The sequence below is a fragment of the Flavonifractor sp. An112 genome (assembly GCF_904377885.1).
Lineage (GTDB): Bacteria > Bacillota > Clostridia > Oscillospirales > Oscillospiraceae > Flavonifractor > Flavonifractor avicola.
Genome location: NZ_CAJFGT010000017.1, coordinates 1 through 22,491, shown reverse-complemented (window position 1 = coordinate 22,491; position 22,491 = coordinate 1). Strand labels below are relative to the sequence as shown.

The 22,491-nt window shown below is 61.5% G+C and carries 23 protein-coding genes, 1 tRNA gene and 1 pseudogene; 11 read left to right on the top strand and 14 right to left on the bottom strand.

Features of this window, described 5'->3' with window-relative positions; translation table 11 throughout:
• Positions 1-8: 8 nt before the first annotated feature.
• From sigE to IHN22_RS04005, 5 genes are all read right to left on the bottom strand, one after another.
• A complete protein-coding gene (sigE, locus tag IHN22_RS04025; protein WP_087187107.1) occupies positions 9-731 on the bottom strand; it encodes an RNA polymerase sporulation sigma factor SigE in 723 nt (240 codons plus the stop codon).
• Between the two features lie 12 nt (positions 732-743).
• Complete coding sequence (locus IHN22_RS04020) at positions 744-1,592, bottom strand: sigma-E processing peptidase SpoIIGA (RefSeq protein WP_191433623.1); 849 nt, start codon at positions 1,590-1,592, stop codon at positions 744-746.
• A 142-nt stretch (positions 1,593-1,734) separates the two neighbouring features.
• The gene (locus tag IHN22_RS04015; protein WP_191433621.1) at positions 1,735-2,076 is read right to left on the bottom strand and encodes a DsrE family protein; all 342 of its coding nucleotides are present in this window, start codon (positions 2,074-2,076) and stop codon (positions 1,735-1,737) included.
• Between the two features lie 2 nt (positions 2,077-2,078).
• A complete protein-coding gene (gene hisC / locus IHN22_RS04010; RefSeq protein ID WP_191433619.1) occupies positions 2,079-3,143 on the bottom strand; it encodes a histidinol-phosphate transaminase in 1,065 nt (354 codons plus the stop codon).
• Positions 3,140-3,334 (bottom strand): DUF951 domain-containing protein, encoded by a 195-nt coding sequence (locus tag IHN22_RS04005; protein WP_191433617.1) that lies wholly within the window; start codon positions 3,332-3,334, stop codon positions 3,140-3,142. The genes hisC and IHN22_RS04005 overlap by 4 nt, the downstream gene beginning before the upstream one ends.
• A 134-nt stretch (positions 3,335-3,468) precedes the next feature.
• Here IHN22_RS04005 and IHN22_RS04000 point away from each other — a divergent pair, with 134 nt between their 5' ends.
• The 4 genes from IHN22_RS04000 (at position 3,469) to IHN22_RS03985 (ending at position 8,436) form a co-directional block, all read left to right on the top strand.
• Positions 3,469-4,413: a S1 RNA-binding domain-containing protein gene (locus IHN22_RS04000; RefSeq protein ID WP_242965529.1), complete on the top strand. Its 945-nt coding sequence runs from the start codon at positions 3,469-3,471 to the stop codon at positions 4,411-4,413.
• Between the two features lie 147 nt (positions 4,414-4,560).
• Entirely contained in the window at positions 4,561-5,259 is a 699-nt protein-coding gene (locus IHN22_RS03995) for a response regulator transcription factor (RefSeq protein ID WP_087388937.1), read from the top strand.
• The gene (locus IHN22_RS03990) at positions 5,234-7,279 is read left to right on the top strand and encodes a sensor histidine kinase (RefSeq protein ID WP_191433615.1); all 2,046 of its coding nucleotides are present in this window, start codon (positions 5,234-5,236) and stop codon (positions 7,277-7,279) included. Before IHN22_RS03995 ends, IHN22_RS03990 begins: the two co-directional genes overlap by 26 nt.
• Positions 7,276-8,436, top strand: coding sequence for a transglutaminase domain-containing protein (locus tag IHN22_RS03985; protein WP_191433613.1), 1,161 nt, complete (start codon positions 7,276-7,278; stop codon positions 8,434-8,436). The genes IHN22_RS03990 and IHN22_RS03985 overlap by 4 nt, the downstream gene beginning before the upstream one ends.
• Positions 8,437-8,476: 40 nt before the next feature.
• On the opposite strand, the gene IHN22_RS03980 is transcribed toward IHN22_RS03985, so the two are convergent.
• Together IHN22_RS03980 and IHN22_RS03975 are read right to left on the bottom strand one after the other, a co-directional pair.
• Positions 8,477-8,905, bottom strand: coding sequence for a PaaI family thioesterase (locus IHN22_RS03980; protein WP_191433611.1), 429 nt, complete (start codon positions 8,903-8,905; stop codon positions 8,477-8,479).
• A gap of 71 nt (positions 8,906-8,976) precedes the next feature.
• Positions 8,977-9,064, bottom strand: a tRNA-Leu gene (locus IHN22_RS03975).
• 168 nt (positions 9,065-9,232) lie between these two features.
• Between IHN22_RS03975 and IHN22_RS03970 the strand changes: the two genes are divergently transcribed.
• From IHN22_RS03970 to IHN22_RS03950, 5 genes are read left to right on the top strand one after another with little or no spacing between them, the layout of a single operon-like run.
• Entirely contained in the window at positions 9,233-9,556 is a 324-nt protein-coding gene (locus IHN22_RS03970; RefSeq protein ID WP_087266195.1) for a PadR family transcriptional regulator, read from the top strand.
• Positions 9,553-10,794 carry a DUF2812 domain-containing protein gene (locus tag IHN22_RS03965; protein WP_191433609.1) on the top strand — a complete coding sequence of 414 codons (1,242 nt, stop codon included), beginning with the start codon at positions 9,553-9,555 and terminating at the stop codon, positions 10,792-10,794. Before IHN22_RS03970 ends, IHN22_RS03965 begins: the two co-directional genes overlap by 4 nt.
• A complete protein-coding gene (locus IHN22_RS03960; RefSeq protein ID WP_087266199.1) occupies positions 10,791-11,921 on the top strand; it encodes a DUF2812 domain-containing protein in 1,131 nt (376 codons plus the stop codon). The genes IHN22_RS03965 and IHN22_RS03960 overlap by 4 nt, the downstream gene beginning before the upstream one ends.
• 31 nt (positions 11,922-11,952) lie before the next feature.
• Entirely contained in the window at positions 11,953-12,558 is a 606-nt protein-coding gene (locus tag IHN22_RS03955) for an FMN-dependent NADH-azoreductase (protein ID WP_087388932.1), read from the top strand.
• Positions 12,559-13,554, top strand: coding sequence for an asparaginase (locus tag IHN22_RS03950; protein WP_191433607.1), 996 nt, complete (start codon positions 12,559-12,561; stop codon positions 13,552-13,554).
• A gap of 45 nt (positions 13,555-13,599) precedes the next feature.
• Here the strand turns inward: IHN22_RS03950 and IHN22_RS03945 are convergent, their stop codons facing one another.
• Together IHN22_RS03945 and IHN22_RS03940 are read right to left on the bottom strand one after the other, a co-directional pair.
• Positions 13,600-14,025 (bottom strand): flavodoxin, encoded by a 426-nt coding sequence (locus tag IHN22_RS03945; RefSeq protein ID WP_191433605.1) that lies wholly within the window; start codon positions 14,023-14,025, stop codon positions 13,600-13,602.
• Positions 14,026-14,059: 34 nt separating this feature from the next.
• Positions 14,060-14,623 carry a DUF3793 family protein gene (locus IHN22_RS03940; protein ID WP_191433604.1) on the bottom strand — a complete coding sequence of 188 codons (564 nt, stop codon included), beginning with the start codon at positions 14,621-14,623 and terminating at the stop codon, positions 14,060-14,062.
• Between the two features lie 194 nt (positions 14,624-14,817).
• Here IHN22_RS03940 and IHN22_RS03935 point away from each other — a divergent pair, with 194 nt between their 5' ends.
• A complete protein-coding gene (locus IHN22_RS03935) occupies positions 14,818-15,771 on the top strand; it encodes a tRNA dihydrouridine synthase (RefSeq protein ID WP_300985406.1) in 954 nt (317 codons plus the stop codon).
• Between the two features lie 5 nt (positions 15,772-15,776).
• Positions 15,777-16,850 carry a pyrroline-5-carboxylate reductase gene (gene proC, locus IHN22_RS03930; RefSeq protein ID WP_191433602.1) on the top strand — a complete coding sequence of 358 codons (1,074 nt, stop codon included), beginning with the start codon at positions 15,777-15,779 and terminating at the stop codon, positions 16,848-16,850.
• Between the two features lie 57 nt (positions 16,851-16,907).
• Here the strand turns inward: proC and IHN22_RS03925 are convergent, their stop codons facing one another.
• From IHN22_RS03925 to IHN22_RS03905, 5 genes and pseudogenes are all read right to left on the bottom strand, one after another.
• Entirely contained in the window at positions 16,908-19,454 is a 2,547-nt protein-coding gene (locus IHN22_RS03925; RefSeq protein WP_191433601.1) for an ATP-dependent Clp protease ATP-binding subunit, read from the bottom strand.
• Between the two features lie 90 nt (positions 19,455-19,544).
• Positions 19,545-20,084: a CDP-alcohol phosphatidyltransferase family protein gene (locus IHN22_RS03920; RefSeq protein ID WP_191433599.1), complete on the bottom strand. Its 540-nt coding sequence runs from the start codon at positions 20,082-20,084 to the stop codon at positions 19,545-19,547.
• Between the two features lie 44 nt (positions 20,085-20,128).
• Positions 20,129-20,836: a CvpA family protein gene (locus IHN22_RS03915; protein WP_087266215.1), complete on the bottom strand. Its 708-nt coding sequence runs from the start codon at positions 20,834-20,836 to the stop codon at positions 20,129-20,131.
• Between the two features lie 15 nt (positions 20,837-20,851).
• Positions 20,852-22,081, bottom strand: a complete 1,230-nt coding sequence (locus IHN22_RS03910) for a DUF5711 family protein (RefSeq protein ID WP_087187127.1) — start codon at positions 22,079-22,081, stop codon at positions 20,852-20,854.
• A pseudogene (locus IHN22_RS03905) lies at positions 22,081-22,491 on the bottom strand (tRNA pseudouridine(38-40) synthase TruA); the annotation flags it as partial. The pseudogene IHN22_RS03905 and the gene IHN22_RS03910, both read right to left, overlap by 1 nt.

Genomic DNA, 22,491 nt, shown 5'->3' with positions numbered 1-22,491 from the left:
GCGGCTGGTCACATCAGCCGTAAAATCTCCCGCTTGAGCCGGGCGATAATCCGTTTTTCCAGCCGGGAGATGTAGGACTGTGAGATGCCCAGGCTGTCGGCCACCTCCTTCTGGGTACGCTCAGGCTTGCCGTCCAGCCCGAAGCGGAGGGTAATGATATGCCGCTCCCGTTCCTCCAGCCGCTCCAGAGCGTCGGAGAGCAGCTTGCGGTCCACATCCTCCTCGATGGGTTTCATCACCAGATCGCTGTCAGTGCCCAGAATGTCGGAGAGCAGCAGTTCGTTGCCGTCCCAGTCGGTATTTAGCGGCTCGTCAAAGGATACCTCGCTTTTCAGATTGGTGGTCTTGCGCAGATGCATCAAAATCTCATTTTCGATACATCGGGAGGCATAAGTAGCCAATTTGATGTTTTTGGCAGGCTGGTAGGTGTTGATGGCCTTGATAAGCCCGATGGTGCCGATAGAGATGAGGTCCTCAATGCCTACCCCCGTATTTTCAAACCGGCGGGCGATATACACCACCAGCCGCAGGTTGCGCTCGATAAGCTGGGATTTCACCCCCTCGTCCCCCTCATCCAGGCGGCGGATGAGTTCCGCCTCCTCATCCCGGGACAGTGGGGGCGGCAGGGTGTCGCTCCCCCCGATGTACATGATTTTGCCCGGCAGCCTCAGCCCCAGCCGCGCCAGCAGCTTTTGTATGCGCCCATACCAGCGCGTCTTCCAGCTCTTCATAGCCATCCTCCTTTATGCTCCGATGAGGGCGCAGTAGCCGCCCCCGTCGGTGAGCCCGGTGGGCGACAGCGCCACCAACAGAGGACCGTAGTCCTCCCCGCCCACCTTTACCTTGTCACTTCGCAGGGCCAGCAGCAGCCCACACTCTACCCCCACGGCCTGATAGGATAACAGCCGGCACCGCAGGCCTGCGTTGCTCAGCCGCTCCAGAGCAGCGGAAGGGTCGCGGAGCTCCGCCTGACAGGGGGCGGTCCCCGGCGGAAACAGGGCCTTTACCTTCTCCCCCTCTGCCACCAATACCGGCCTGCCGGTGGCCGGGTCGGTAAGCGTGTTGCCCGTATCCACCAATGCGGTGAGGACCGCCCGCCGTCCCCCCAGTTCCACGACTGCCGGGGCCAGCTCCCGCCGGGAGCTGTGGCGGGCGGCACGCTGAAAGAGCAGGGTAACAAGCCCATAGCACCCCGCCGCCGACAACAGCACCAACTTTAAATCAAGAGGAGACGCCAACACCCCATTGGCCATGGTAAGGCTGCGGCTGCCCAGCATCTGAAGGGCAAAGATGCCTCCGCCGAAGGCGGCGGACACGACAAAGAACACCAGACACACCCGCAGCAGCCGCCGGCTGCCGCCGTAGCCTACCAGCACCGTCAGCACCCCGGCTCCCACCTTGCACAGAGGATGGACCAGAAAGCCAAGCCCCGGCAGGAACACCGCCCCGGCGTAAGCCGCCCCCAGGGCGGCCCCCAAAGCCAAACGCCCCCGGCGGAGTATCTCCCCCGCCAGCCGTCCGGCGGCCAGCAGCAGCAGATAGTCCACCACAAAATTCAGCAAAAACACCTCGTCCAGATAGACCACCGTCATGCCGCTCCCCCCTTCCGGCGTGCAGGCATTATTATACCTGCCTGTCTCCATAAAAAAGGTCAAATCCGGGACAGGGCACAAAAATGGCCCGCCGTGGATTGAATCTCCACGGCGGGCCATTTTATGACAGGATTCGATTGGATCAGACAGTGAGCAGAGGCGCCCGGCTCTTGATAAGCTCGGTAAGGGGCGGGCCCCAGGAGATTACCTCCAGACCCATGTCCCGCAGGTCCTGCTCCACGCCCAGTTCTCGGGCGCAGGTGACGCAGGCGGAGAAAGCCACCCTCTGCTCCATAGCCAGGGCGATGCGCTCCCGAACCGCCGGGTCATGGGCGGCCAGGGCCGCCGTGTCCCCCCACAGGATGACGGTCACCTTCTCCCACCAGCCCCGGACCAAGCTGTTGACGGCATACATCAGCACCATCTTGTCAAAGACGGTGGGGTCGGCGTTGGTCCATAAAATATGCAGATGATTTTCGTCCATGGTCACTTTCCTCCCACCAGTTCCGCCATAGCGGCGCACAGAGCCTGCATCTCCTGGTCAGTGCCTACGGTGATCCGCAGGTAGTCCCGGATGCGGGGCTTGTCCCACCAGCGGACCAGAATACCCCGCTGACGCAGGCCGTCCAGCAGCTCCTTTGCGGGCACATCGGGATGGGAGACAAAGAGGAAATTGGCGGCGGAGTCGGTAACAATAAAGCTCAGCTTCTTCAGGTGGGCGGCAGTACACTCCCGGGTGTTCTGGATCTTCATAGAGGTGGCCCGCAGATAATCCCGGTCCCGCAGGGCCCCCTCGGCTCCCGCCAGGGCCAGGCGATCCAGGGTATAGGAGTTAAAGGAGTTCTTCACGCAGTTGAGGGCGGCGATCAGCTCCTCGTTGCCCATGGCAAAGCCCACCCGCAGTCCGGCCAGGGAGCGGGATTTGGACATGGTCTGTACCACCACCAGGTTGGGATAGCGGTCGATGAGCTCCACAGCGGAGTGGGCGCCGAAGTCCACATAGGCCTCGTCCACCACCACTACAGCGTCGGGGTTGGCCTCCAGCACCGCCCGGATGCCGCACAGGGACAGCTCCCGTCCAGTGGGGGCGTTGGGATTGGCAATCACTACGCCGCCGTTGGGCTCCAGGAAAGGCTCCAGAGGCAGAGCAAAATTCTCGTCCAGCGGCACCTCCCGGTAGGTCAGGCCGTACAGGTCGGCATAGACGGGATAAAAGCTGTATGTAATGTCCGCAAAGAGGATGGGCCGGTCCGGGTCAAAGAAGGCCTGAAAACACATAGCCAGCACCTCGTCGGAACCGTTGCCCACAAAGATCTGGGAGGGTTTCAGGCCGTAGGTGGCCCCCAGCAGCTCCCGCAGGGTGGTGCAATCCGGGTCGGGATAGAGCCGTAGGGTGTCGCAGGCCGCTTCCCGGATGGCGACCAGGGCCATAGGAGAGGGCGGATAGGGGTTCTCATTGGTGTTCAGCTTAATGAATTTCCGGTCCCGGGGCTGCTCCCCCGGCACATAGGGGGTCAGTGCTCTGGCCCGCGCGCTCCAATACTGGTTCATGTCTCGCCCTCCCCCGGCCGAATGATCTTCTTAATGCTTTTTTCCGCTTTGCTCCGGGGGATCATCAGCTCATGGCCGCATCCCGCGCATCGCAGACGGAAATCCATCCCTACCCGCAGCACCTGCCACCGCCGGCTGCCGCAGGGGTGCTCTTTCTTCAGCTCCAGCACGTCGCCTACATGGATGTCCATGGGTTCTCCCCCTTTTGCTTCACTTTATCCGTGTAAAGAATATTATAAATTCCCGGTCCTCCTCTGTCAATTCAAGGTTCCCCATTGCATATCATTGTCTGGTAAGAAAAAAATCACCCCAACGCAGAAAGGATTTGGTCAGATTGACGAACCGTTTTCCACCCGAGGGGCGGCTGCTCCACACCCCGGAAAATCAGGCTGCCTGCGCCGACGCCCAAGGGCTCAGGCAGGCTATGGAGTCGGAGGCGGTGCTGGAGGGGACCGCCCTGCTGTGTACGCCGGAGCACGATCTCGTCGTGGCCGTAGGCCCCTATCGGGGGCTCATTCCCCGGACGGAGGCCGCCCTGGGCATTGCCGAGGGGGTCACCCGGGACATTGCCATCCTCTCCAGAGTTGGCAAGCCAGTTTGCTTTACAGTCACTTCTATGGAGGAATCCGACGGGGAGCCCCGCCCCCTGCTCTCCCGGCGGCGGGCCCAGCAGAAGGCGCTGTCCTACCTGCTGGAGCACTGGAAGTCGGGCCAGGTGATCTCCGCCCGGGTCACCCATCTGGAGCCCTTTGGCGCCTTTGTGGACATAGGCTGCGGGGTACCCTCCCTCATTGGGGTGGAAAATATTTCGGTGTCCCGCATCCCCCACCCCGCCGTCCGGTTCCGGGTGGGGCAGGACATTCTGGCGGCGGTGCTGGACCTGGACCCGGCCCTGGGCCGGATCTACCTGACCCACAAGGAGCTGCTGGGCACCTGGGCAGAGAACGCCGCCCCCTTCCAGCCGGGCATGACGGTGCCTGGGGTGGTGCGTGGGGTCAAGGACTATGGCGTGTTCGTGGAGCTGACCCCCAACCTGTCCGGACTGGCGGAGCAGGACTGCCGCCTCACCGAGGGCGCTCGGGTGTCGGTGTACATCAAGGCCATCCTGCCCGAGCGGATGAAGATCAAGCTGCTGGCCATTGAGCCCCTGCCTCCATTGGGAGACCCCCAGCCTCTCCACTACTTCATCCGGGAAGGGCGGCTGGACCACTGGAAATACGCGCCCCCCGGCTGCGTGAAGGTGGGCGCAGAGACCATCTTTGCCGACTGAGCAAGTCCCCGGACAGCTTTTGCTGTCCGGGGGCTTCTGTTATTGCCCATCCCTCCTTGGGTATGATAAAATCGTAAGAAATACGAAAGGTTTCCTCCCCGACTTTGAAAGAAACCTCTGCTATGCTGTACCCATGGAGGGATCAATATGAATGAAGCCATTCTTGTGGTGGACGACGACGCTGAAATCGTCCGCGCCATCGCAATTTTGCTGGAAAAAGAGGGCTACCGGGTGCTGAAGGCCTACAACGGCCTCCAGGCCCTGGATCTGGCTATGGACCCGTCTCTGCGGCTCATTCTGATGGACGTGATGATGCCCAAGCTGGACGGGCTGTCTGCCGTGCTCAAGATCCGGGAGCAGCGCAACCTGCCCATTCTCATCCTCAGCGCCAAGGGGGAGGATACCGACAAGATCCTGGGTCTGTCCATGGGGGCGGACGACTATATCGCCAAGCCCTTCCACCCCCAGGAGCTGGTGGCCCGGGTACGCAGCCACCTGCGGCGGTACACCCAACTGGGAGACGTGAACGCTCCCAGCCAGAAGGCGGAACTGGTCACCGGGCGGCTGTGCTACCTGCCCGACCAAAAGACGCTGCTGGCTGACGGCGTGCCGGTGCGGCTCACCGCCACCGAGCTGAAGATCGTGGACCTGCTGATGCGCAATCTGGGCCGGGTGTTCCCCGCCGAGGAGATCTACCGCCGGGTGTGGAACGAGGAGCCCTATTCCGCAGAAAACACGGTGATGGTGCATATTCGCCGCATTCGAGAGAAAATCGAGCTCAATCCCAAAGAGCCGGAATATTTAAAGGTGGTGTGGGGCATTGGATACAAAATCGAGAAGCATTAAGCCCGCCCTGGCCTTTTGGGCCCTGTTTTTCGGCGTCAATCTGCTCATACTGGCCCTGGCCACCGGCTATTCAGCAGTCCACACCCTGGGCTGGCACGGCATCAGCGACGCTTTCCAGTCCGATTATCAGAATACCGCCGACTTTCGGCGCACCATCTCACAGTGGTTTTACAGCTTTGCCGACCCGGACTGGCAGGAACATTACCAGCTGAGCGATCAAAATCTGCTCTACAAGGTAACCAAAGACGGTCAGACGGTGACCACCAACGTCGACGGCCTCTCCCCCGACGCTTTGCCGGAGGGATACAACTTCCTGCTCTATTTCGACGGGGAGACCGTCACCATTCAAAAGGACGGCCAGGAAATAGACATTTACGGCGACGGCTACTATCGGGGGGAAGATCAGTGGAACCTGCCCGGCTACCACAATATACCGGTCCCCCAGTCCTACGCCGGGCTCACCATCACTATGGCTGTGGCCAAAGAACCGGTGGCCTATATTGCGGACACCGCTGCTCTGACCGGTGATGTCATAACCGACAGCGGCCTCTACTCCACAATGGATTATGCCGCCCGCCTGCAGCTTCCCCTGATCCTGTTCGTGGTGGTCCCGCTGGTAGTGGGGACAGTGCTGCTGCTCTGGTCCATCCTGTGGCACAAACACAAGGTACGGGCAGACCAGGCCATTGCATGGTTCACCGGGAAGATCTGGCTAGAGGTCAAGCTGGTGCTGCTCATTCCCTTCTTTCTGGCCTGCATCGCCGCCTTTTTCTGTCTGGTGAGCCTGTATACCGCTCATTATTACACCATCTGGTTCTATCTGTCGGTACCGGTGGCCCTATGGTGGGCCTACCTCTATCTCAACGACCTGCGATACAACTTCGGCCACATCACCGCCAACAGCCTGTGCGCCCTTCTGGCCCGGCTGTACCGGGGTGGGGAGCTGTCCTGGCCCGCCGGACAGCGGATGATGCGCCGCTCTGCCCTACAGTTCCTGGCGGCTGTGCCCTTTATTCTGGGCTGTATCGTAGTCTTTTTTCTTCTGTTCGGCCCCACCATGTCCCGCCTCCCCATTTTCTTTCTCCTGTTGCTGCTGGCCCTGGCAGGGCTCTTCCTCATCGCCGCCCAGTTGTGGCTTATGAGCCAGAACCGCCGCACCGCCGCCGACGTGGATACCCTGCTCTCCCGCATCCAGGCTGCTGGGACTGGTCAAGCCTCAGCCGCACCTCTGCCCCAAGACTCTGACCTGCGGGCTGCGGTGGAGGGGCTGGACCAGATGGAGGTACGGTTGAAAGACGCCCTGTCTGAGCAGATGAAGAGTGAAAAGCTGAAGCTGGAGCTCATCACCAACGTGTCCCACGATCTCAAGACCCCCCTCACCTCCATGGTGAGCTACACCGAGCTGCTGCGGCAGGAGGAGGACCTGCCTGACCATGTTCGGGACTATATTCTGGTGCTCTATCAAAAGACTCTGCGGCTCCAGGCCATGGTGCAGGATGTGTTTGACGTAAGCAAGGCGGCCACCGGCAACCTGCCGGTCACCATACGGCCCCTGGACTTTGCCAAGCTGCTCCGCCAGACTCTGGCCGACCTGGACGAGGACATCCAGGCCTCCGGCCTTGCGCTCCGCTCCAATCTGCCCGATGGACCGGTGTGGATTATGGCTGACGGGGACCGGCTGTACCGGGTGTTCCAGAACCTTATTGGCAATGCCCTGAAATATGCTCTGGACGGCTCCCGGATCTACCTCACCCTCTCCGTGGAGGGGGACAGGGCCGCCGCTGTCATTCAGAACACCTCCCGGGAGGAGCTTCCCTACGGCGTGGACTTCACCGAGCGCTTTGTCCGGGGGGACCAGAGCCGCACCGATGGGGGCAGCGGCCTGGGCTTGTCCATTGCCCGTACCTTTACCGAGGCCTGCGGCGGTTCCTTCTCCATCCGCACTCAGGCCGATCTGTTCACCGCGTCAGTAACCTTCCCCCTGACCCAGACCAGACCCCAACCGGAGGTGTCACCATGAAACGAGTGACTTTGCTTCTGCTGTCCCTTCTGCTGCTGGCGGGCTGCGCCCCCAAGGAACCCACCACAGACGCCTCCGCCATCGATCTGGGAGGCGTGGTGGCGGAGTCCCAGCCGGAGGAATTCTCCAATGGCCTGACGCCCCTCTCCAGCGAACTGGACCCAGAGGGGCTGGAGGCCTATCTGACGGCGGCCTACGGCCTGGACCGGGAGGACTGGGTGGACGCCGTAGCAGCCTACTCTGAAGGGCTCCAGGCCTATGAGCTGGCGGTGATCCAGCTGGCTGACGGCGTGGATGCCGGGTCGGCGGAGGAGCTGCTGCTGGCCTATCTGGAAGGCCGCCAGGCCGACTTTACAGGCTACGCCCCCGACCAGGCTGCCCTGGTGGAGGACGCTCTGCTGCTCCGGCAGGGACGCTGGCTTCTGCTGGCCATCTGCCCCGATGCCGAGGCCGCCAAGGATGCCTTCCTGACCCGCTTTGACGGCGAGACCGCCCAGACAGCGGCCCGCCCCTATACGGTGGAGCGGGACAGCCGGGGCTATGTGGTCTTTGATCCTCCCAATGAGGAGGAGATGCCCCTCTACGACACCGCCCCTGTGGTGGAGGCCTACCGCACTGGGGATACCTCCGCCCTGTCCGAAGAGGACGCCGCCATTCTGGAGATATGCCGGCAGGTGCTGGAGGCGGAGATTGACAACGATATGTCCCCGGCGGAGCAGGAACTGGCGGTCCACGACTGGATCATTGACCACGCCGCCTATGACGAGACCCATTCCTCCCCCAACCGCAGCCATCCCTACGGCCTGCTGGTGGAGGGACAGGCCATCTGCATGGGGTACGCCAACACGTTCCAGCTGTTTATGGACCTGCTGGATATCCCCTGCGTCACGGTGATCGGGGCCTCCAGCGACTCCCGGCAGGACCACGCCTGGAACCTGGTACAGCTGGATGGGGACTGGTACGCAGTGGACACCACCTGGGACGATCCTCTGGGCGGTTTTGTGGATGTACCCGCCGCCAATGAGTCTGGGCACCACACTTACTTTAATGTGACCAGCGATTTTCTCCGGCAGACCGACCACCAGTGGGACTACGACGCCGTCCAGGAGGCGGAGGGTACTTGCTGGACCTGGCGGCACCTCACCCGGAGACGCTGAAACGCAAAAAATGGCTGCCGGCGGCAGCCATTTTTTGCGCTCAGACAGGATTTTTCCCGGCCCCGGGGGCGGCCCCCACGGTATAGCCGTTGACGGTGAGGTAGGCCACCTTGGCCCCCAGATCGTCAGTCACCTCCACGGCATAGAGGCAAGTGGTACGGCCGGCCTTCAGGCATCTGGCTTCAGCGATCAGGGTGCTCCCCCGGGCGGCGGAGAGAAAGCTGACCGACACCTGCTGGGTAACGGTGATACGGTCACTGAATCCGTTGGCAGCCACCGCAAAGGCAAAGTCGGCCAAGGTGAACACCGCGCCTCCCATAGGGGCGGAGTTGGCGTTCAGGTGAACCGGCCGGATGGGCATCACGCACACCGCCCGTCCGGGCTCGGCCTCCCGGATGGCAGCGCCGGCGGCCTCGGTGGCAAAACGATCTCCTGCAAAGCGGCTCCGGATCTCATTCAGCTCAGGCATAGATCAATCTCCTTTCCTGCGACATCATCAGAGTAAAAACAAAAGGACATCCTTTCGGATGTCCTTTCATCTGGTGCGCGAGGCGGGACTTGAACCCGCACGTGCGTAATGCACACTAGAACCTGAATCTAGCGAGTCTGCCAATTCCACCACTCGCGCATTTGGCGTTGCACTGTCGTTCAGCGCGAGATATATATTACCACGTCGAATACAGGTTGTCAACACTCTTTTTCACTTTTTTCAAATTTCTTTTTATATCGATATTCGCTATTGACTTTGTATCGAATATCGCTATACAATGAAGCTGACAAAGGGGGGTGGTTACCATTGGCACGCAAGAAGCTGGAGACGCTGACAGAGCAGATGTTCTATGTGCTGCTGGTCCTGCGGCAGGAGCGCCACGGCTACGGCATCATGCAGGCCATCACCGCCCTCACCAATGGCCGGGTGAACGTGGGAGCCGGTACCCTGTACGCCCTGCTGGAGCGATTTGAAAAGGATGGTTTGATCCTGCTCACCCGGACGGAACTCAACCGGAAATACTATCAGCTTACCCCTCAGGGAGACAAGGTGCTTCAGGACGAGTACCAGCGCATCCGCCAGCAGGCGGCGGATATGGAACAGGTATTGCGTGAGGAGGAAACGACATGAAGCGGAAATGGACGCTCTTTGCCTATCCTGTCATGGACATCAAGGCGGCGGAGGCTATGCTCAACCGCCGGGCTGAAGAAGGCTGGCGGCTGGAAAAGCTGTGGCTCAACTTGCTGGCCCGATTTGTTCCGGCGGAGAAGCCGGTGACCTACAGTCTGGACTGGTACGACCCCGCTCGGGAGGATGGGCCGGACTACCTCCGCCTGCTGGCCGACGCCGGGTGGTATCAGGCGGCCCAGACCGGCTACTGGAACATCTATGAGGCCCCGGCGGGCACACCTCCCATCCAGACAGACGGTGAACTGGAGTACCGGCGGTTCCGGAAAAAATCCCTTCACCGTATGATGTTCGGCTGGGCGGTCTGCCTGATCTGTTTTCTGCTGCTGCCCCTGTTGGGCGTGGCCACCAACTGGACAGGTACAGGGACGGCCCTGCTCTTCTGGGTATGGATTCTTACCAGGTACAACACTGCGGCGCTGGTCTTTCTGTGTCTGCCCCTCCTGTTGGCCGGAGGACTGCTGTGGTCCGGACGGCTGCTGCTGCGGCTGATCCAGTGGCGGCAGGCGGCAAGTGCAGGCCTCCCCTTCCCCACGCCGGGACCTAAAAGCGCCATGGCGGCCCGCCTGCTGGTGGTGCTGGGCTGCCTGCTGATCCCCCTTTTCCTCCTGGCTCTGCTGCTGGATGTGAATGCCGGAGTATACTCCCGTGCATGGATGGTTGGCATTGTCATCGGCGCTCTCCTCTACGGCCTGCTCAAACAGGGTCCGGAGTACCGGCGGGCCCGGCGGGGAAACTGGATCATGGCCGGGGGTGCGGCGGTTCTGCTGGCAGTCAGTCTGCTGCCCCTGTCTCCCCTGACCGCCCGGCTCCAGGTGGCTCCTCCCCTGGCAGGACAACAGCTCCTCCCAACCGCGGAGGCTACCCTCCGGGAGGACAGTACTACCTTCCTGGCTTCCCATACGGAATGGACCGAGTGGTGGTCGCCGGATGGGACAGATTACACGCTTGCGCTGGAGGGCCAGGGCTGGGTGCTGCCCTGGAACTGGCTGGCCGACGGTGTGCAGAACGCATTGACAAAACAGAATATGGCCCCCCTCCCCGGCTATGACGGCGTATGGACTGACGGGGACAGCTACGTGCTCCGCCGGGGTAATACGATCCTGTGGGTGGAGAGCGGACCACCCGCCAGCCAGTGGTTGGATCAGGTACTCATTCATTTGGAGGCTTCCACGGCATGAAACAGGAGAAACAAACTTGTATCCGCTGGTTCCGCTACACTGTCGAGGACGCCAAAGCCGCTCAGGCGGAGCTGGACCAGCTGGCAGACAACGGCTGGGAGCTGGCGGAGCTGGGCATTTTCACCGCCGCCTTCCACCGCTCAGAGCAGCCCCGCCGCTGCTGGGTGGAGCCCGCCCGGTGGAAGAGCAGCAGCCGGAAGGACGAACAGTCCCGGGCGGATTATCTGGCCCTGTGTAATGAGGCAGGCTGGGATCTGTTGGATGAGGCAGGCGGTCTGTTCTATTTCCAGGCCAAACCCGGTACCCATCCCGCCCCCATTCAGACCGACGGCAGCATGGAATGGGAAGAGGTTTTAAAAAAGAGCCTTCGGAATCAGGCCAATACCTTTTTTTACTTGGTGATCTATTGGTCGGTCTATGGGGCAATCAACCTGTTCCGGGATCAGCCCCGGGTGTGGGAGATGTTTTTCTCCAACGGGGCTATGTTAGCTCAGCTGCTTCTGTTGGCATGGGCCGCCCTGGTACTGTATCTGGGGCTGCGTGTGGTCCGCTACCGGAGGAAATGCCGCCGGGCAGTGGAACATAACGCTCCCATACCGATTCCCAGCCGGAGCACTGCCCGATTCCGGGGCGCTGCACCCCTGTGCTATGCGCTCATAGCCTTGGGCATCGGGATCAGCCTTTTCATAAGTATCTCCGACAGCCATACAACCTTTGAAGGAGGCAGCACCCTGACCACTGGAGACTCCGTGTTCGGACAGACAGCAGAGTATCGTCGGTTCTCAGAGAAAGATGGGGATCTGTGGGTGGAATCCTATGACTGCCGCACAAGCTGGTTGGCCGGTATCATCTGTGACGATCTGCGGGCCATCGAGGGCGACCAGGGCCGCCTGGACCGCTATTTCCACCTGCACGACCCTGCAGCGCTGACCCAGGCGGAACTGGGCTACGACCAGGCCTGGACCTACCACTGGGACGAAGGCAACGGCCTGATCTTCCGGCAGGGGGACCGGGTGGTCCACATCGAGGCGGAAAAACTGAACCTTACGGATAACAATACAGTATCCTCCTTGCTGGGGGAATTGGACCGGTCCGCTTGCGCCCTTCTGGAATCTGTGATAGCATAGACAGGAAAACAGACGCAGGAGCGTGAACACCATGGAACAACTTCTTTTTATCAACGCCTGTGTGCGGGGTGAGCGGTCCCGCACCCTGAAGCTGGCCCGCCGGTTCCTGGAAAGCTGGCAGAAGGCCCACCCCGATGGAGCCGTCACCGAGGTGGACCTGTGCAAGGACCGTCCGGTACCTCAGTATCCCGAAGTGCTGGCGGAGCGGGATGAACTTTGGAACGCAGGCAAGCTGGACGATCCCATGTTCGACCTGGCCCACCAGTTTGCCGCCGCCGACCGCATTGTAGTCGCAGCCCCCTTCTGGGACCTGTCCTTCCCCGCCATCCTGAAGATCTATCTGGAGCGGATCTCGGTGACGAACATCACCTTCGGCTACGACGAGCAGGGCAACAACGTGGGCCTGTGCAAGGCGGGTAAGCTGCTGCTCATTACCACCCGGGGCGGCAACTTCTCTCTGCCTGAAACGGCATGGATGGAGATGGGCGCCCGGCAGCTGGAGGCTCTGTGCGCCATGTACGGCATCCCCTCCTTCCAGTGTCTGGCCGCCGAGGGACTGGATGACATCCGCAACGACAAAGAGGCCATTCTGGCCGAGGCCATGGGTCGGGCGGACGCCATGGCGGAGGTGTTTTAAGTGAAGAGCCGCATTCTCCTGTTTACCACCGGCGGCACCATCGCCTCCCTGCCCACCGACGACGGCCTGGCCCCCGGTCTGGACGGGGAGGGTCTGGCAGAACTTCTCCCACGGGGCGTTACCGACTCCTACGACATCACCATCCGGGACATCCTCCATCTGGACTCCTCCAACATCCAGCCTGAGGAGTGGCAGACCATCGCCCGCCACGTCTTTGAGCAGCGGGGCGCCTATGACGGCATCGTCATCACCCACGGCACCGACACTATGGCCTACACCGCCTCCATCCTGTCCTTCATGCTCCGGGGTATCTCCATCCCGGTGGTGCTCACCGGGGCCCAACTGCCCATGACCCATCCTCTCAGCGACGGCATGGAAAACCTGCGGACCGCTCTGGCTATGGCAGCCTCCGGTGTGGCCGGTGTATTCCTGGCCTTCGACCGGAAGGTGATTTTGGGCTGCCGGGCGGTCAAGACCCGCACCACCGACTTCGACGCCTTTGAGAGCGTCAACTGGCCCCTGGCCGCCTCGGTGGACGGCAAAGGCCTTCAGATCCACCGGGAGGCCATTCCCACCACCGCCGGGGCCTGTACCCTGCGGGACAGGCTGTGCGACAAGGTATTTCTCATCAAGCTCACCCCCGGCCTGGACCCGGAGATCTTTGATATGCTCCTCCAGATGCACTACCGGGGCATCGTTATTGAGGCCTTCGGTGCGGGCGGGCTCCACTTCGTCCGCCGGGACCTGATTTCCAAGCTCCAGACTGCCGCCCAGGCGGGCATGACGGTGGTGGTATGCAGCCAGTGCCTGTACGAGCCAAGCGACTTCTCGGTGTACGAGGTAGGCCAGAAGGTGCTGGCCCAGGGGGTCATCCAGGGCCGGGACATGACCACCGAGGCGGCGGTCACCAAGCTCATGTGGGTATTGGGCCAGACTGACGACCCGGAGATCATCCGGGACTACATGGAGCGCTCCCTGGCGGGAGAAATGGCATAACACAGCAAACGGGCGTACCGCACAAGGCGGCACGCCCGTTTTTTCTTAACTAACCAGAGCCTTGCCCAGATCCCGGCAGGCGTCGGCGGCGTCGGCATTGGGGGCCTCGTGGGCAATCACCGGCTCGTCGGCCAGCTTGCACCCCAGGTCCTCGCACTCCTCCGCCCAGGTACGCATCCATTCGCCGTCTCCCCAGCCGTAGGAGCCGAAGAGACCAATGGTCTTGCCCCCCAAGCTGCCCTTGACAGCGTCAAACATGGGCTGGAACTCCCCCTCCTCCAGCTGCTCGGCCCCCATGGAAGGGCAGCCAAAGGCGATGGCATCGTAGCCGCTCACCAAATCGGAGGTGAAGAGGGCGGAAGGCAACAGGTCGGCCTGACCGCCGGCAGCCACGATACCCTCCTCCACCAGCTTGGCCATGGCCTCGGTGTTGCCGGTGCCGCTCCAATAAACCACTGCGATCTTGCTCATGTCAATCATCCTTTCATCTATGATGGATCTGTATTCAGGCCGCCACGGTCAGCTGTCTCAGGGTCGCCCCTGCCGCAAACCGGCGACGGTAGACATTGGTACACTCCTTGAACCGACGGAACTGCCGGGCAGCCTGCCTGGGATCGCCGTAGCACTTCCAACAGCCGCAGAGGGTAAAGTTCTTCCCCTTGTGGCGGATGAAGCCCTTCACGTCGGAGAGCGGATAGCCCAGGAACACCCCGATTTCATGGGGGAACTCCCCCTCCAGGCACAAACGGGCGGCCAGCTGACGCAGGCAGCCCCGGCTCTCCGTCCAGGGTTCATACCCCATCTCCCGGAGAAAGTCCCGGTGATCCGGTTGATCCAGCAGCCCCGCCAGGGCCTCCTTCCGGTAGAGATAGACCAGATAGGCCCCTGTCCTCCGGCAGCCCTTCAACAGGGTGAGCACCAGTCCCCGCTCCTCCAGCTCCCGGCGGCAGGCAAGAAATTCCCCGGCAAAGTCTCCCCCCTCCTCCGGCTGGTACCGAAACAGGCTGGCGGGCTTCAGCCCCGCCAGGGTGGGAGAGCCATGTTCAACAAGGGCGGCTTGCAGGGACATCTTTTGTGCTCCTTTCGAGGTTAGTATACGCTAACCAAATCGTTTTATTTTTGGTTAGCTATTGCTAACCATGTCATAAAAATACCATACTTCCCCTCCCCTGTCAACCCCTTTTTTGCGTTTCCCTCCGCTTGACGGCGGCGGCCCGTCCTGCTACAATTTTCTTTAGCATGACAAAAGGAGCGAGTTGTTTGATGGTATCCCTCGCCCCCATGGAGGGGCTGACCACAGTTTACTACCGGCAGGCCCTGGCCCGCTGGTTCGGCGAGGTGGACCGGTACTTCACTCCCTTTCTGACTCCCACTCAGGACCACCGCTTTACCAAACGGGAATTACGGGAGATCCTGCAGGAGCACAACGGCGGCCTGCCCACGGTGCCTCAGCTGCTCACCCGAAATGCAGAGGATTTTCTCTGGGCGGCGGGAGAGCTGGCTGCCATGGGCTACCGGGAGGTCAACCTGAACCTAGGTTGTCCCTCAGGCACGGTGGTGGCCAAGGGGAAGGGTTCCGGCTTTCTGGCCCATCCGGCGGAACTGGATGCCTTTCTGGAGGAGATTTTTTCAAAGGCCCCCTGCGCCCTCTCCATCAAGACCCGGATCGGCCTGAAGGACCCGGAGGAATTCCCCGCCCTGCTGGCTATCTACCGAAAATATCCCTTGGCGGAGCTGATCGTCCACCCTCGGGTACGGACGGATATGTATAAAAACACCCCCCGATGGGACTGTTTCGGGACGGCGCTGGAGGACTCCCCTTTCCCGGTATGCTACAATGGGGACATCTACACCCCCGACGATGCCGCCAGGCTCCAGGCCGCCTTCCCGGCGGCAGAGCGGCTCATGCTGGGCCGTGGGCTGGCAGGGGACCCTGCCCTGGCCCGCCGTCTCAAGGGCGGACCTGCCGCCAGCAAGAAGGAACTGGCCGGGTTTGTGGACCAGGTGTATGAAAGCTATGCGGAAGCCTTTGGCAGCCGCCGCAACGCCATGCTGCGGATGAAGGAGGTCTGGTTCTACCTGATCCGCCTGTTCCTGGAGGGGGACAAGCTGTCCAAGGCCATCAAGAAGGCCCGGGACCCGCTGGACTACGAGTCTGCGGTACGCTCCGTCTTTTCGGACCTGGAGCTCTCCCCCGTCCTCCGGCCCAACTGGTGATGGCCATGGAATACTGGGTCTACATCCTTCGGTGTGCCGACGGCAGCCTGTACACCGGCACCGCCGCCGACGTAAACAAGCGGGTGGCGGTCCACAACTCCGGCAGAGGGGCCAAATACACCCGCTCCCGCCTGCCGGTGGAGGTGGTCTACCGGGAGGCCTGTCCTGACAAGGGGGTGGCTCTCCGGCGGGAATACGCCATCAAGCAGCTGCGCCGGCAGGACAAGCTGGCGCTTATCGCAAATTATCAAAGAAAGCTGGGATCTTTTATGAAAAAAGCGGCATTTATCGGCGCAGGCAACATGGGCGGCGCCCTCATTCAGGCGGCCTGCCAGGCCATTGGCCCGGACCAGGTGGTCATTACCGACCACGCCTACGCCAAGGCAGAGGAACTGGCCGGAAAGCTGGGCTGCACCGCGGTTCAGGACAACGGGGACGCCCTTCGGCAGGCCGAGTATGTCTTTCTGTGCGTCAAGCCCCAGGTGATGGAGGGGGTTGTGAAAGCCCTGATCCCCGCCCTGCGGGAGAAGCCGGACACCGTACTGGTGACCATTGCCGCCGGTATTCAGATCACCACCCTGCGGGACTGGCTGGGAGACTGCTCCCCCGCCATCCTGCGGATCATGCCCAACACCCCCGCCTCCATCGGTATGGGGATGCTGGCCCTCACCGGCGAGCCTGATGCCCGTGAGGAGCACTATCAGGCCGTGGAGGCCATTCTGGCCAAGGCGGGCCGGGTGGAACGGCTGACCGAGGGCCAGATCGACGCCTTTTCCGCCGTGGCGGGCTGCGGCCCCGCCTTCGTCTATCCCTTCATTGAGGCTCTGGCCGACGGCGCGGTGAAGGTTGGTCTGCCCCGGCAGCAGGCCATGGTATACGCCGCCCAGATGGTGCTGGGCTCCGCCGCTATGGTGCTGGAGAGCGGTAAGCACCCCGGCCAGCTGAAGGACGAGGTGTGTTCCCCCGGCGGCTCCACCATTGCCGGTGTGGCCGCCCTGGAGGCCCGGGCCTTCCGCTCCGCTGCCATTGAGGCGGTGGAGGCCGCCTACCATAAGACGGTGGATCTGGGAAAAGTGTAATAACCCCACAAACAGAAAACCAGGGTGTGCCGTAGGGCACACCCTGGTTTTTTACGCTTATTCCGCTGTGATAACCGCCTTCTCCCCGTCCGACGTGGCGTGGATGGCGGAGATGGGATGGAGATAGCTGTCGATGAGCTTGGTAGCGATGTCGTCCTCCAGGTCCTTCTGGATCTGGCGGCGCAGGTTGCGGGCGCCGTAGGTCTGGGAGTAGGACTTGCGGACCAGGTGGTCCAGCAGAGCATCGTCCCAGGTGAAGGTGATGCCCTTCTCCTTGAGGGTATCCCGCAGCTCGCCCAGCATGATGGCGGCAATGGCCTTGAAGTTGTCCTCGGTGAGCTTGTTGAAGTAGACAATCTCGTCCACACGGTTGATGAACTCAGGCCGCAGGAAGGACTCCAGAGCCTTCATGGCCCGCTCCCTCCCCTGCTGGTCGGCGGTACGGCCGAAGCCCACGCTGCCGGCGGAGGTGCGGGCGTCGCTGCCCGCATTGGAGGTCATGACAATAACGGTGTTCTCGAAGTTCACGTTGCGGCCCTGGGCGTCGGTAATGTGTCCGTCGTCCAGGATCTGCAGCAGAATATTAAGCACATCGGGGTGGGCTTTCTCGATCTCGTCAAAGAGAATGACGCAGTAGGGCTTGCGGCGCACCTTCTCGGTGAGCTGGCCGGCTTCGTCATAGCCCACATAGCCCGGGGGCGAGCCGATGATGCGGCTGACGGCAAACTTCTCCATGAACTCGCTCATATCCAGCCGGATGAGGGACTCGGGAGAGTGGAACATATCCATGGCCAACCGCTTGACCAGCTCGGTCTTGCCCACGCCGGTGGAGCCCACAAAGATGAAGGACACGGGCTTGCGCTTGGAGGCGATGCCCACCCGGCCCCTGCGGACGGCGGCGGCCACAGCGTGGACCGCCTCGTCCTGGCCGATGAGGTGCTCCTTCAGCCGGTCTTCCAGCTTGGCCAGGCGCTCGTACTCGGCCTCCTGGATCTGGCTGGCGGGGATCTTGGTCCACAGCTCAATGACCCGGGCCAGGTGCTCCACCGTCAGGGGCGGGGCGCTCTGGGCGTCCAGCTTGCTCAGCTCGTCCTGGAGCTGGATCTCCCGGCTCTTGATCGAGGCCAGCCGCTCGTAGTCCTTGCTGCTGCCCTGGTCTGCCATCAGCTTCTCCCGCTCGGCGGCCAGGTTGTCCAGTTCCTTGCGGAAATTGGCCTGACGGCGTTCGTTGGCCCCCAGGGCCTCGGTGGTGGCGGGGTTGCCCATGAGGGAGTCGTGCTCGGCGGTAAGCTTGTTCAGCTCCCGGCGGATCTCGCCCTGACGGCTCTCGTTGTTCTTGAGGGCGGTCTGGCGCTTGTAGTCCCGGTCGTTGGCCTCCACCATCAGGTTCTCCCGCTCCTGACCCAGCTGCTCCAGTTCCTTCTTCACCTCCACCTCACGGGCCAGAGCCTTGTTGTGGAGGTTCACGTCGGAGCAGGCCTCGTCGATGAGGTCGATGGCCTTGTCAGGCAGGAACCGGTCGGTGATATACCGCTCGCTCATGGTCACCGCCAGGCGGCACATCTCAGGAGAGATGGAGACGAAGTGGTACTTTTCATAGTAGGGGGCGATGCCCTTGATGATCTTAATGCTGTCCTCAATGGAGGGCTCCTCCACCATCACCGGCTGGAACCGCCGCTCCAGAGCGGAGTCCTTCTCGATGTACTTGCGGTACTCGGTGAGGGTGGTGGCGCCGATGACCTGGATCTCCCCCCGGCTGAGGGCGGGCTTGAGGATATTGGCGGCGTTCATAGACCCCTCGGCGTCGCCGGCGCCCACAATGTTGTGGACCTCGTCAATCACCAGAATGATGTTGCCCAGCTTCTTGATCTCCTCAATGAGGCCCTTCATGCGGCTCTCAAACTGGCCCCGGAACTGGGTGCCCGCCACCAGGGCGGTCAGGTCCAGCAGGTAGACCTCCTTGTCCAGCAGCTTATAGGGTACGTCCCGCGCCCAGATTTTCTGGGCCAGGCCCTCGGCAATGGCAGTCTTGCCCACGCCGGGCTCGCCAATCAGGCAGGGGTTGTTCTTCTGCCGGCGGTTGAGGATCTGAATGGTGCGCTGGATCTCCTCGTCCCGGCCGATGATCTTGTCCAGTTTGCCCTCGGCGGCCTTCTGGGTCAGAGAGATACAGTAGTTCTCCAAAAACTTCCGCTTGGGGGGCTTGTCGCCTTTCTTGTCCTTATCAGCCCGTTCAGAGCGGTTATTCTCCCGCTCGGGAGGCTGGTTCTGGGGGTTCTGGGCCCCGCCGCCGAACAGCTTATTCAGGAAGGGGAATGTGGCGGTCTTGCCCTCGTCCTCCTCATCCTGGTCGCCGTCGTCGCTGGGCACCAGGCCCTCCATGCCCTCGGCTCCCCCGAAGGCGGACATCATCTCGTTGGTCAGTCCCTCCAGGTCCTCGTCGGTGATGCCCATCTTCTGCATCATATCTTCCACGGGCTTGATGCCCATTTCCTTGGCGCACTTGAGGCACAGCCCCTCACTCTTGGTGGTGCCGCCCTCCATCTTCTGAATGAAGATGACGGCTACATTCTTATGACATCTGGAACAAAGTGTGGGTTGCATATATGTTCAGCTCCTTTGACGGGGACGGCCCCGTACGGACCCTCTCCCCGGAGAGATGATTCTAATCCGAAATTATGAACTGGGTATGAATCAGGCCGGCTTTCTTTCCCCCATGGTCTTGCAATACTGGTACACATACCCTGCCAGCGCCAGCAGCGTCAGTGCCAGAGCCCCGCCGATCATGGCGGTGCGCCCCGCTCTGGGGATGGCGGGGAACAGCATCAGGGCCACACACACCACAAAGAACACGCCGGTAGACAGCTTGCCCAGCCAGTTAGAGGGGATCACATCCCCCAGGCGGCGGTACATGAGATAACCGCCGATGGCCATGCACAGCTCCTTGCAGAAGAACACGATCACTGCCCACAGGGGGATAATGCCGTCCACTGTAATACAGATAATGACCGTAAAGGTCATCCACTTGTCAGCTGCAGGATCCAGAATGCGGCCCAGCTTGCTGACCTGATTGAAGTGGCGTGCGATCCAGCCGTCGGCAATATCGGTGAGGAAGGCCACCAGATAGATGAGGGCCGCCCAGGTATGGGCGTCCGGCATAGGCTGGAAAAACACCACTGCGAACACCGGCACCAGAAACAGCCGGAACAGGGACAGAATATTGGGGACTGTCATGTCGATTCACCTGAATTTCTCTCTTTTTCTCAGATCGCTGCCGGTTACACGCCGGAAAGCAGGCTCATAGGATTGGTAGTCATGAAGAATTTCAGCAGTACCGTGTGCTCCACCGTCTCCGCCGGGATCAGATTACCCATGAACTGGATGGCCCAGGCGGCGATAAACAGGATCAGGCAGCCCTGAAGCAGGCCAAACACGCCGCCCAGAGTCTTATTGAGGAAGTGGAGCACCGGCAGGCGGGCCACCAAATCCAAAGCCCGGCTTACAAGCTTCCACAGAATGAGAATAACCACAAAACCTACCAGGAACAGGATGAGATAGGCCGCTGACTGGGCGATGGCCGCTGCCACCTTGGCTGCGGCACTGGCGGCCACCTCGGTCATACCGTTCTCTACCGCCTGGTTGACGCTGTTGATCAGAGGCTCATAGAAACCCATGTCCCGCAGGGCGTTGAGCACGTCCTGAAGAGGCAGGGTATCCGGTGTGGGAGCCTCCTCCCCTGTCTGGCCGTTCTCCTCCAGGCTGGCCTGGATCTGCTGGTCCAGCTGCTCCTCAATGGCGGCAGCAAACTTGGGCTCCAGGGCGTCTGCCACCATGGGAGACAGGGTACGGGCCAGCACGCCGGCGCCGCCAAAGGCGATGAGCACGCCCACCAGGCCGCACAGGGACAAAACCAGTCCCCGCTTGATACCCAGCAGCACAAAGGCCGCCAGGATGGCCACAACGATCAGTTCAAATACGATTGCCATAGGGTTCCTCCGTGATTACTGGGGCAAATAGACCCGTGCGGTGTCGTTGCCGATGAGCAGCACACTGCCGTCGGAGCGCTGGAGCACCTTGCGGGCGCTCTGGGTCTCTTCCAGGGAATGATAGACCGACAGATCCTGGTCATAGATGTTCAGCTGATCGGCGGTCAGCAGACTGATATACCGCCCGGCCGCCGAGATGGACAGCACCTGCTCGTCCAGAGCCATGGTGGCCCGGGCCTCGCCCTGGGTGTCCACCACCACCAGCTCAGCGGTACTGCCTGCCCGGTACTTGCCCAGCAGCAGAACGGCGGTACCGTCTCCTGCCAGGGAAAAGCCCTTCAGATAGCGGTCGGAATAGGAATAGCTGCCCGTCAGGGCGGCGGAATCATCCAGATGATAGATCTCATCCTCACCCAGGGCCCAGATTCCGCTGTCGTCCCAGGTCATGTCCAGGATCACCTGGCCGCCCACCGTGCAGGTAGTCTGGGGAGAGGCATCGGAAGCGGCGCCGGCGGTGGGATAGAGCTCCACCTGACTGGTGAAGGTTCCGTCGGTGAGGCCCATGGTGAGCACCGCCACCGTACTGTTGTCCGGCGACAGGGCTGCATCCATGATAAAGCGGCTGGACAGGCTCACCTGCATCTGGGGCTGGAACTGGCTGTCGTACACCGTGACCACGCCCTTATAACCGCTCTCCTGGGTCACCGTCACCATCCAGCCCTTCCCGTTTACATCGGCGGAGAGCACCTCTTCGTCCTCCGCCAGCTCCAGGGTAAAGGCCTCCTCCCGGTTCCGGCAGGCCAACAGAGTCTGGCCGCCGGCATCGTAGGCCAGAGCGGTGGACCCGGCGGCTACCGCAACCGGGTTTTCCATGGTGACTGTGCGGTCCACATACACCTGACCGCTGGCTGAATAGAGCCGCACACCGGTGGTGGAACACACCAGCAGATCGCCGTCCAGGCTGGCAAAGGTGCTGCTGCTGTCCCCGTCAAATGGGAAAGATTCAGCCTGTCCGCTGTCTCCCCGCTCCAGATCCCGGTAGGCAAACCACCGCTTGATGGAGTCAAAATTCAATTTATCATAGTTGACGATGAGGAAGATGGCGCCCAGCACCATGACTACGGTCAGCAGAAAGGCCAGCAGCCGCAGCACTGGATTGGGCCGCTTCTCCTTCTTGCGGGAGGGATTGGCGTCCTTGTCCTCGTTCAGTCTATGCGCCTTCTTGGAAATTATGTGGCGAGGCATTACAACACATCCTCATGGTACCATAGCTTTGTCATGTACAGACCGCCGGCGGGCACCGTGGGGCCTGCGGCGGTGCGGTTCCTGCCCTCCAGGATAGCGGGCACGTCATCGGGAGAGAACTTGCCCTCGGCGGCATAGACGCAGGTGCCCACCATGGCCCGCACCATGTTGTACAGGAAACCGTCGGCACACACCTTGCATTCGATCATCAGACCGCTGCGGGTGATATTGAAGTAGTGGACCGTCCGCACGGTGGTGCGGGTCTCGGTACCTACGCTGCGGACAGCGGCGAAGTCATGGGTACCCACAAAGTGGGAGGCCGCCCGCTGCATAATCCCCTCGTCCAGGTGCTTGGGATAAAACCAGGCCCGGTCTACATAGAAGGCGTTGCGGATGTGGGAGTTGTAGAT

Bases quoted from the DNA above. Each gene is read 5' to 3' on its own strand.
- sigE (WP_087187107.1), bottom strand. From the start codon at position 731: ATGAAGAGCTGGAAGACGCGCTGGTATGGGCGCATACAAAAGCTGCTG.
- IHN22_RS04020 (WP_191433623.1), bottom strand. From the start codon at position 1,592: ATGACGGTGGTCTATCTGGACGAGGTGTTTTTGCTGAATTTTGTGGTG.
- IHN22_RS04015 (WP_191433621.1), bottom strand. From the start codon at position 2,076: ATGGACGAAAATCATCTGCATATTTTATGGACCAACGCCGACCCCACC.
- hisC (WP_191433619.1), bottom strand. From the start codon at position 3,143: ATGAACCAGTATTGGAGCGCGCGGGCCAGAGCACTGACCCCCTATGTG.
- IHN22_RS04005 (WP_191433617.1), bottom strand. From the start codon at position 3,334: ATGGACATCCATGTAGGCGACGTGCTGGAGCTGAAGAAAGAGCACCCC.
- IHN22_RS03995 (WP_087388937.1), top strand. From the start codon at position 4,561: ATGAATGAAGCCATTCTTGTGGTGGACGACGACGCTGAAATCGTCCGC.
- IHN22_RS03985 (WP_191433613.1), top strand. From the start codon at position 7,276: ATGAAACGAGTGACTTTGCTTCTGCTGTCCCTTCTGCTGCTGGCGGGC.
- IHN22_RS03980 (WP_191433611.1), bottom strand. From the start codon at position 8,905: ATGCCTGAGCTGAATGAGATCCGGAGCCGCTTTGCAGGAGATCGTTTT.
- IHN22_RS03965 (WP_191433609.1), top strand. From the start codon at position 9,553: ATGAAGCGGAAATGGACGCTCTTTGCCTATCCTGTCATGGACATCAAG.
- IHN22_RS03960 (WP_087266199.1), top strand. From the start codon at position 10,791: ATGAAACAGGAGAAACAAACTTGTATCCGCTGGTTCCGCTACACTGTC.
- IHN22_RS03955 (WP_087388932.1), top strand. From the start codon at position 11,953: ATGGAACAACTTCTTTTTATCAACGCCTGTGTGCGGGGTGAGCGGTCC.
- IHN22_RS03945 (WP_191433605.1), bottom strand. From the start codon at position 14,025: ATGAGCAAGATCGCAGTGGTTTATTGGAGCGGCACCGGCAACACCGAG.
- IHN22_RS03940 (WP_191433604.1), bottom strand. From the start codon at position 14,623: ATGTCCCTGCAAGCCGCCCTTGTTGAACATGGCTCTCCCACCCTGGCG.
- IHN22_RS03935 (WP_300985406.1), top strand. From the start codon at position 14,818: ATGGTATCCCTCGCCCCCATGGAGGGGCTGACCACAGTTTACTACCGG.
- proC (WP_191433602.1), top strand. From the start codon at position 15,777: ATGGAATACTGGGTCTACATCCTTCGGTGTGCCGACGGCAGCCTGTAC.
- IHN22_RS03925 (WP_191433601.1), bottom strand. From the start codon at position 19,454: ATGCAACCCACACTTTGTTCCAGATGTCATAAGAATGTAGCCGTCATC.
- IHN22_RS03920 (WP_191433599.1), bottom strand. From the start codon at position 20,084: ATGACAGTCCCCAATATTCTGTCCCTGTTCCGGCTGTTTCTGGTGCCG.
- IHN22_RS03915 (WP_087266215.1), bottom strand. From the start codon at position 20,836: ATGGCAATCGTATTTGAACTGATCGTTGTGGCCATCCTGGCGGCCTTT.
- IHN22_RS03910 (WP_087187127.1), bottom strand. From the start codon at position 22,081: ATGCCTCGCCACATAATTTCCAAGAAGGCGCATAGACTGAACGAGGAC.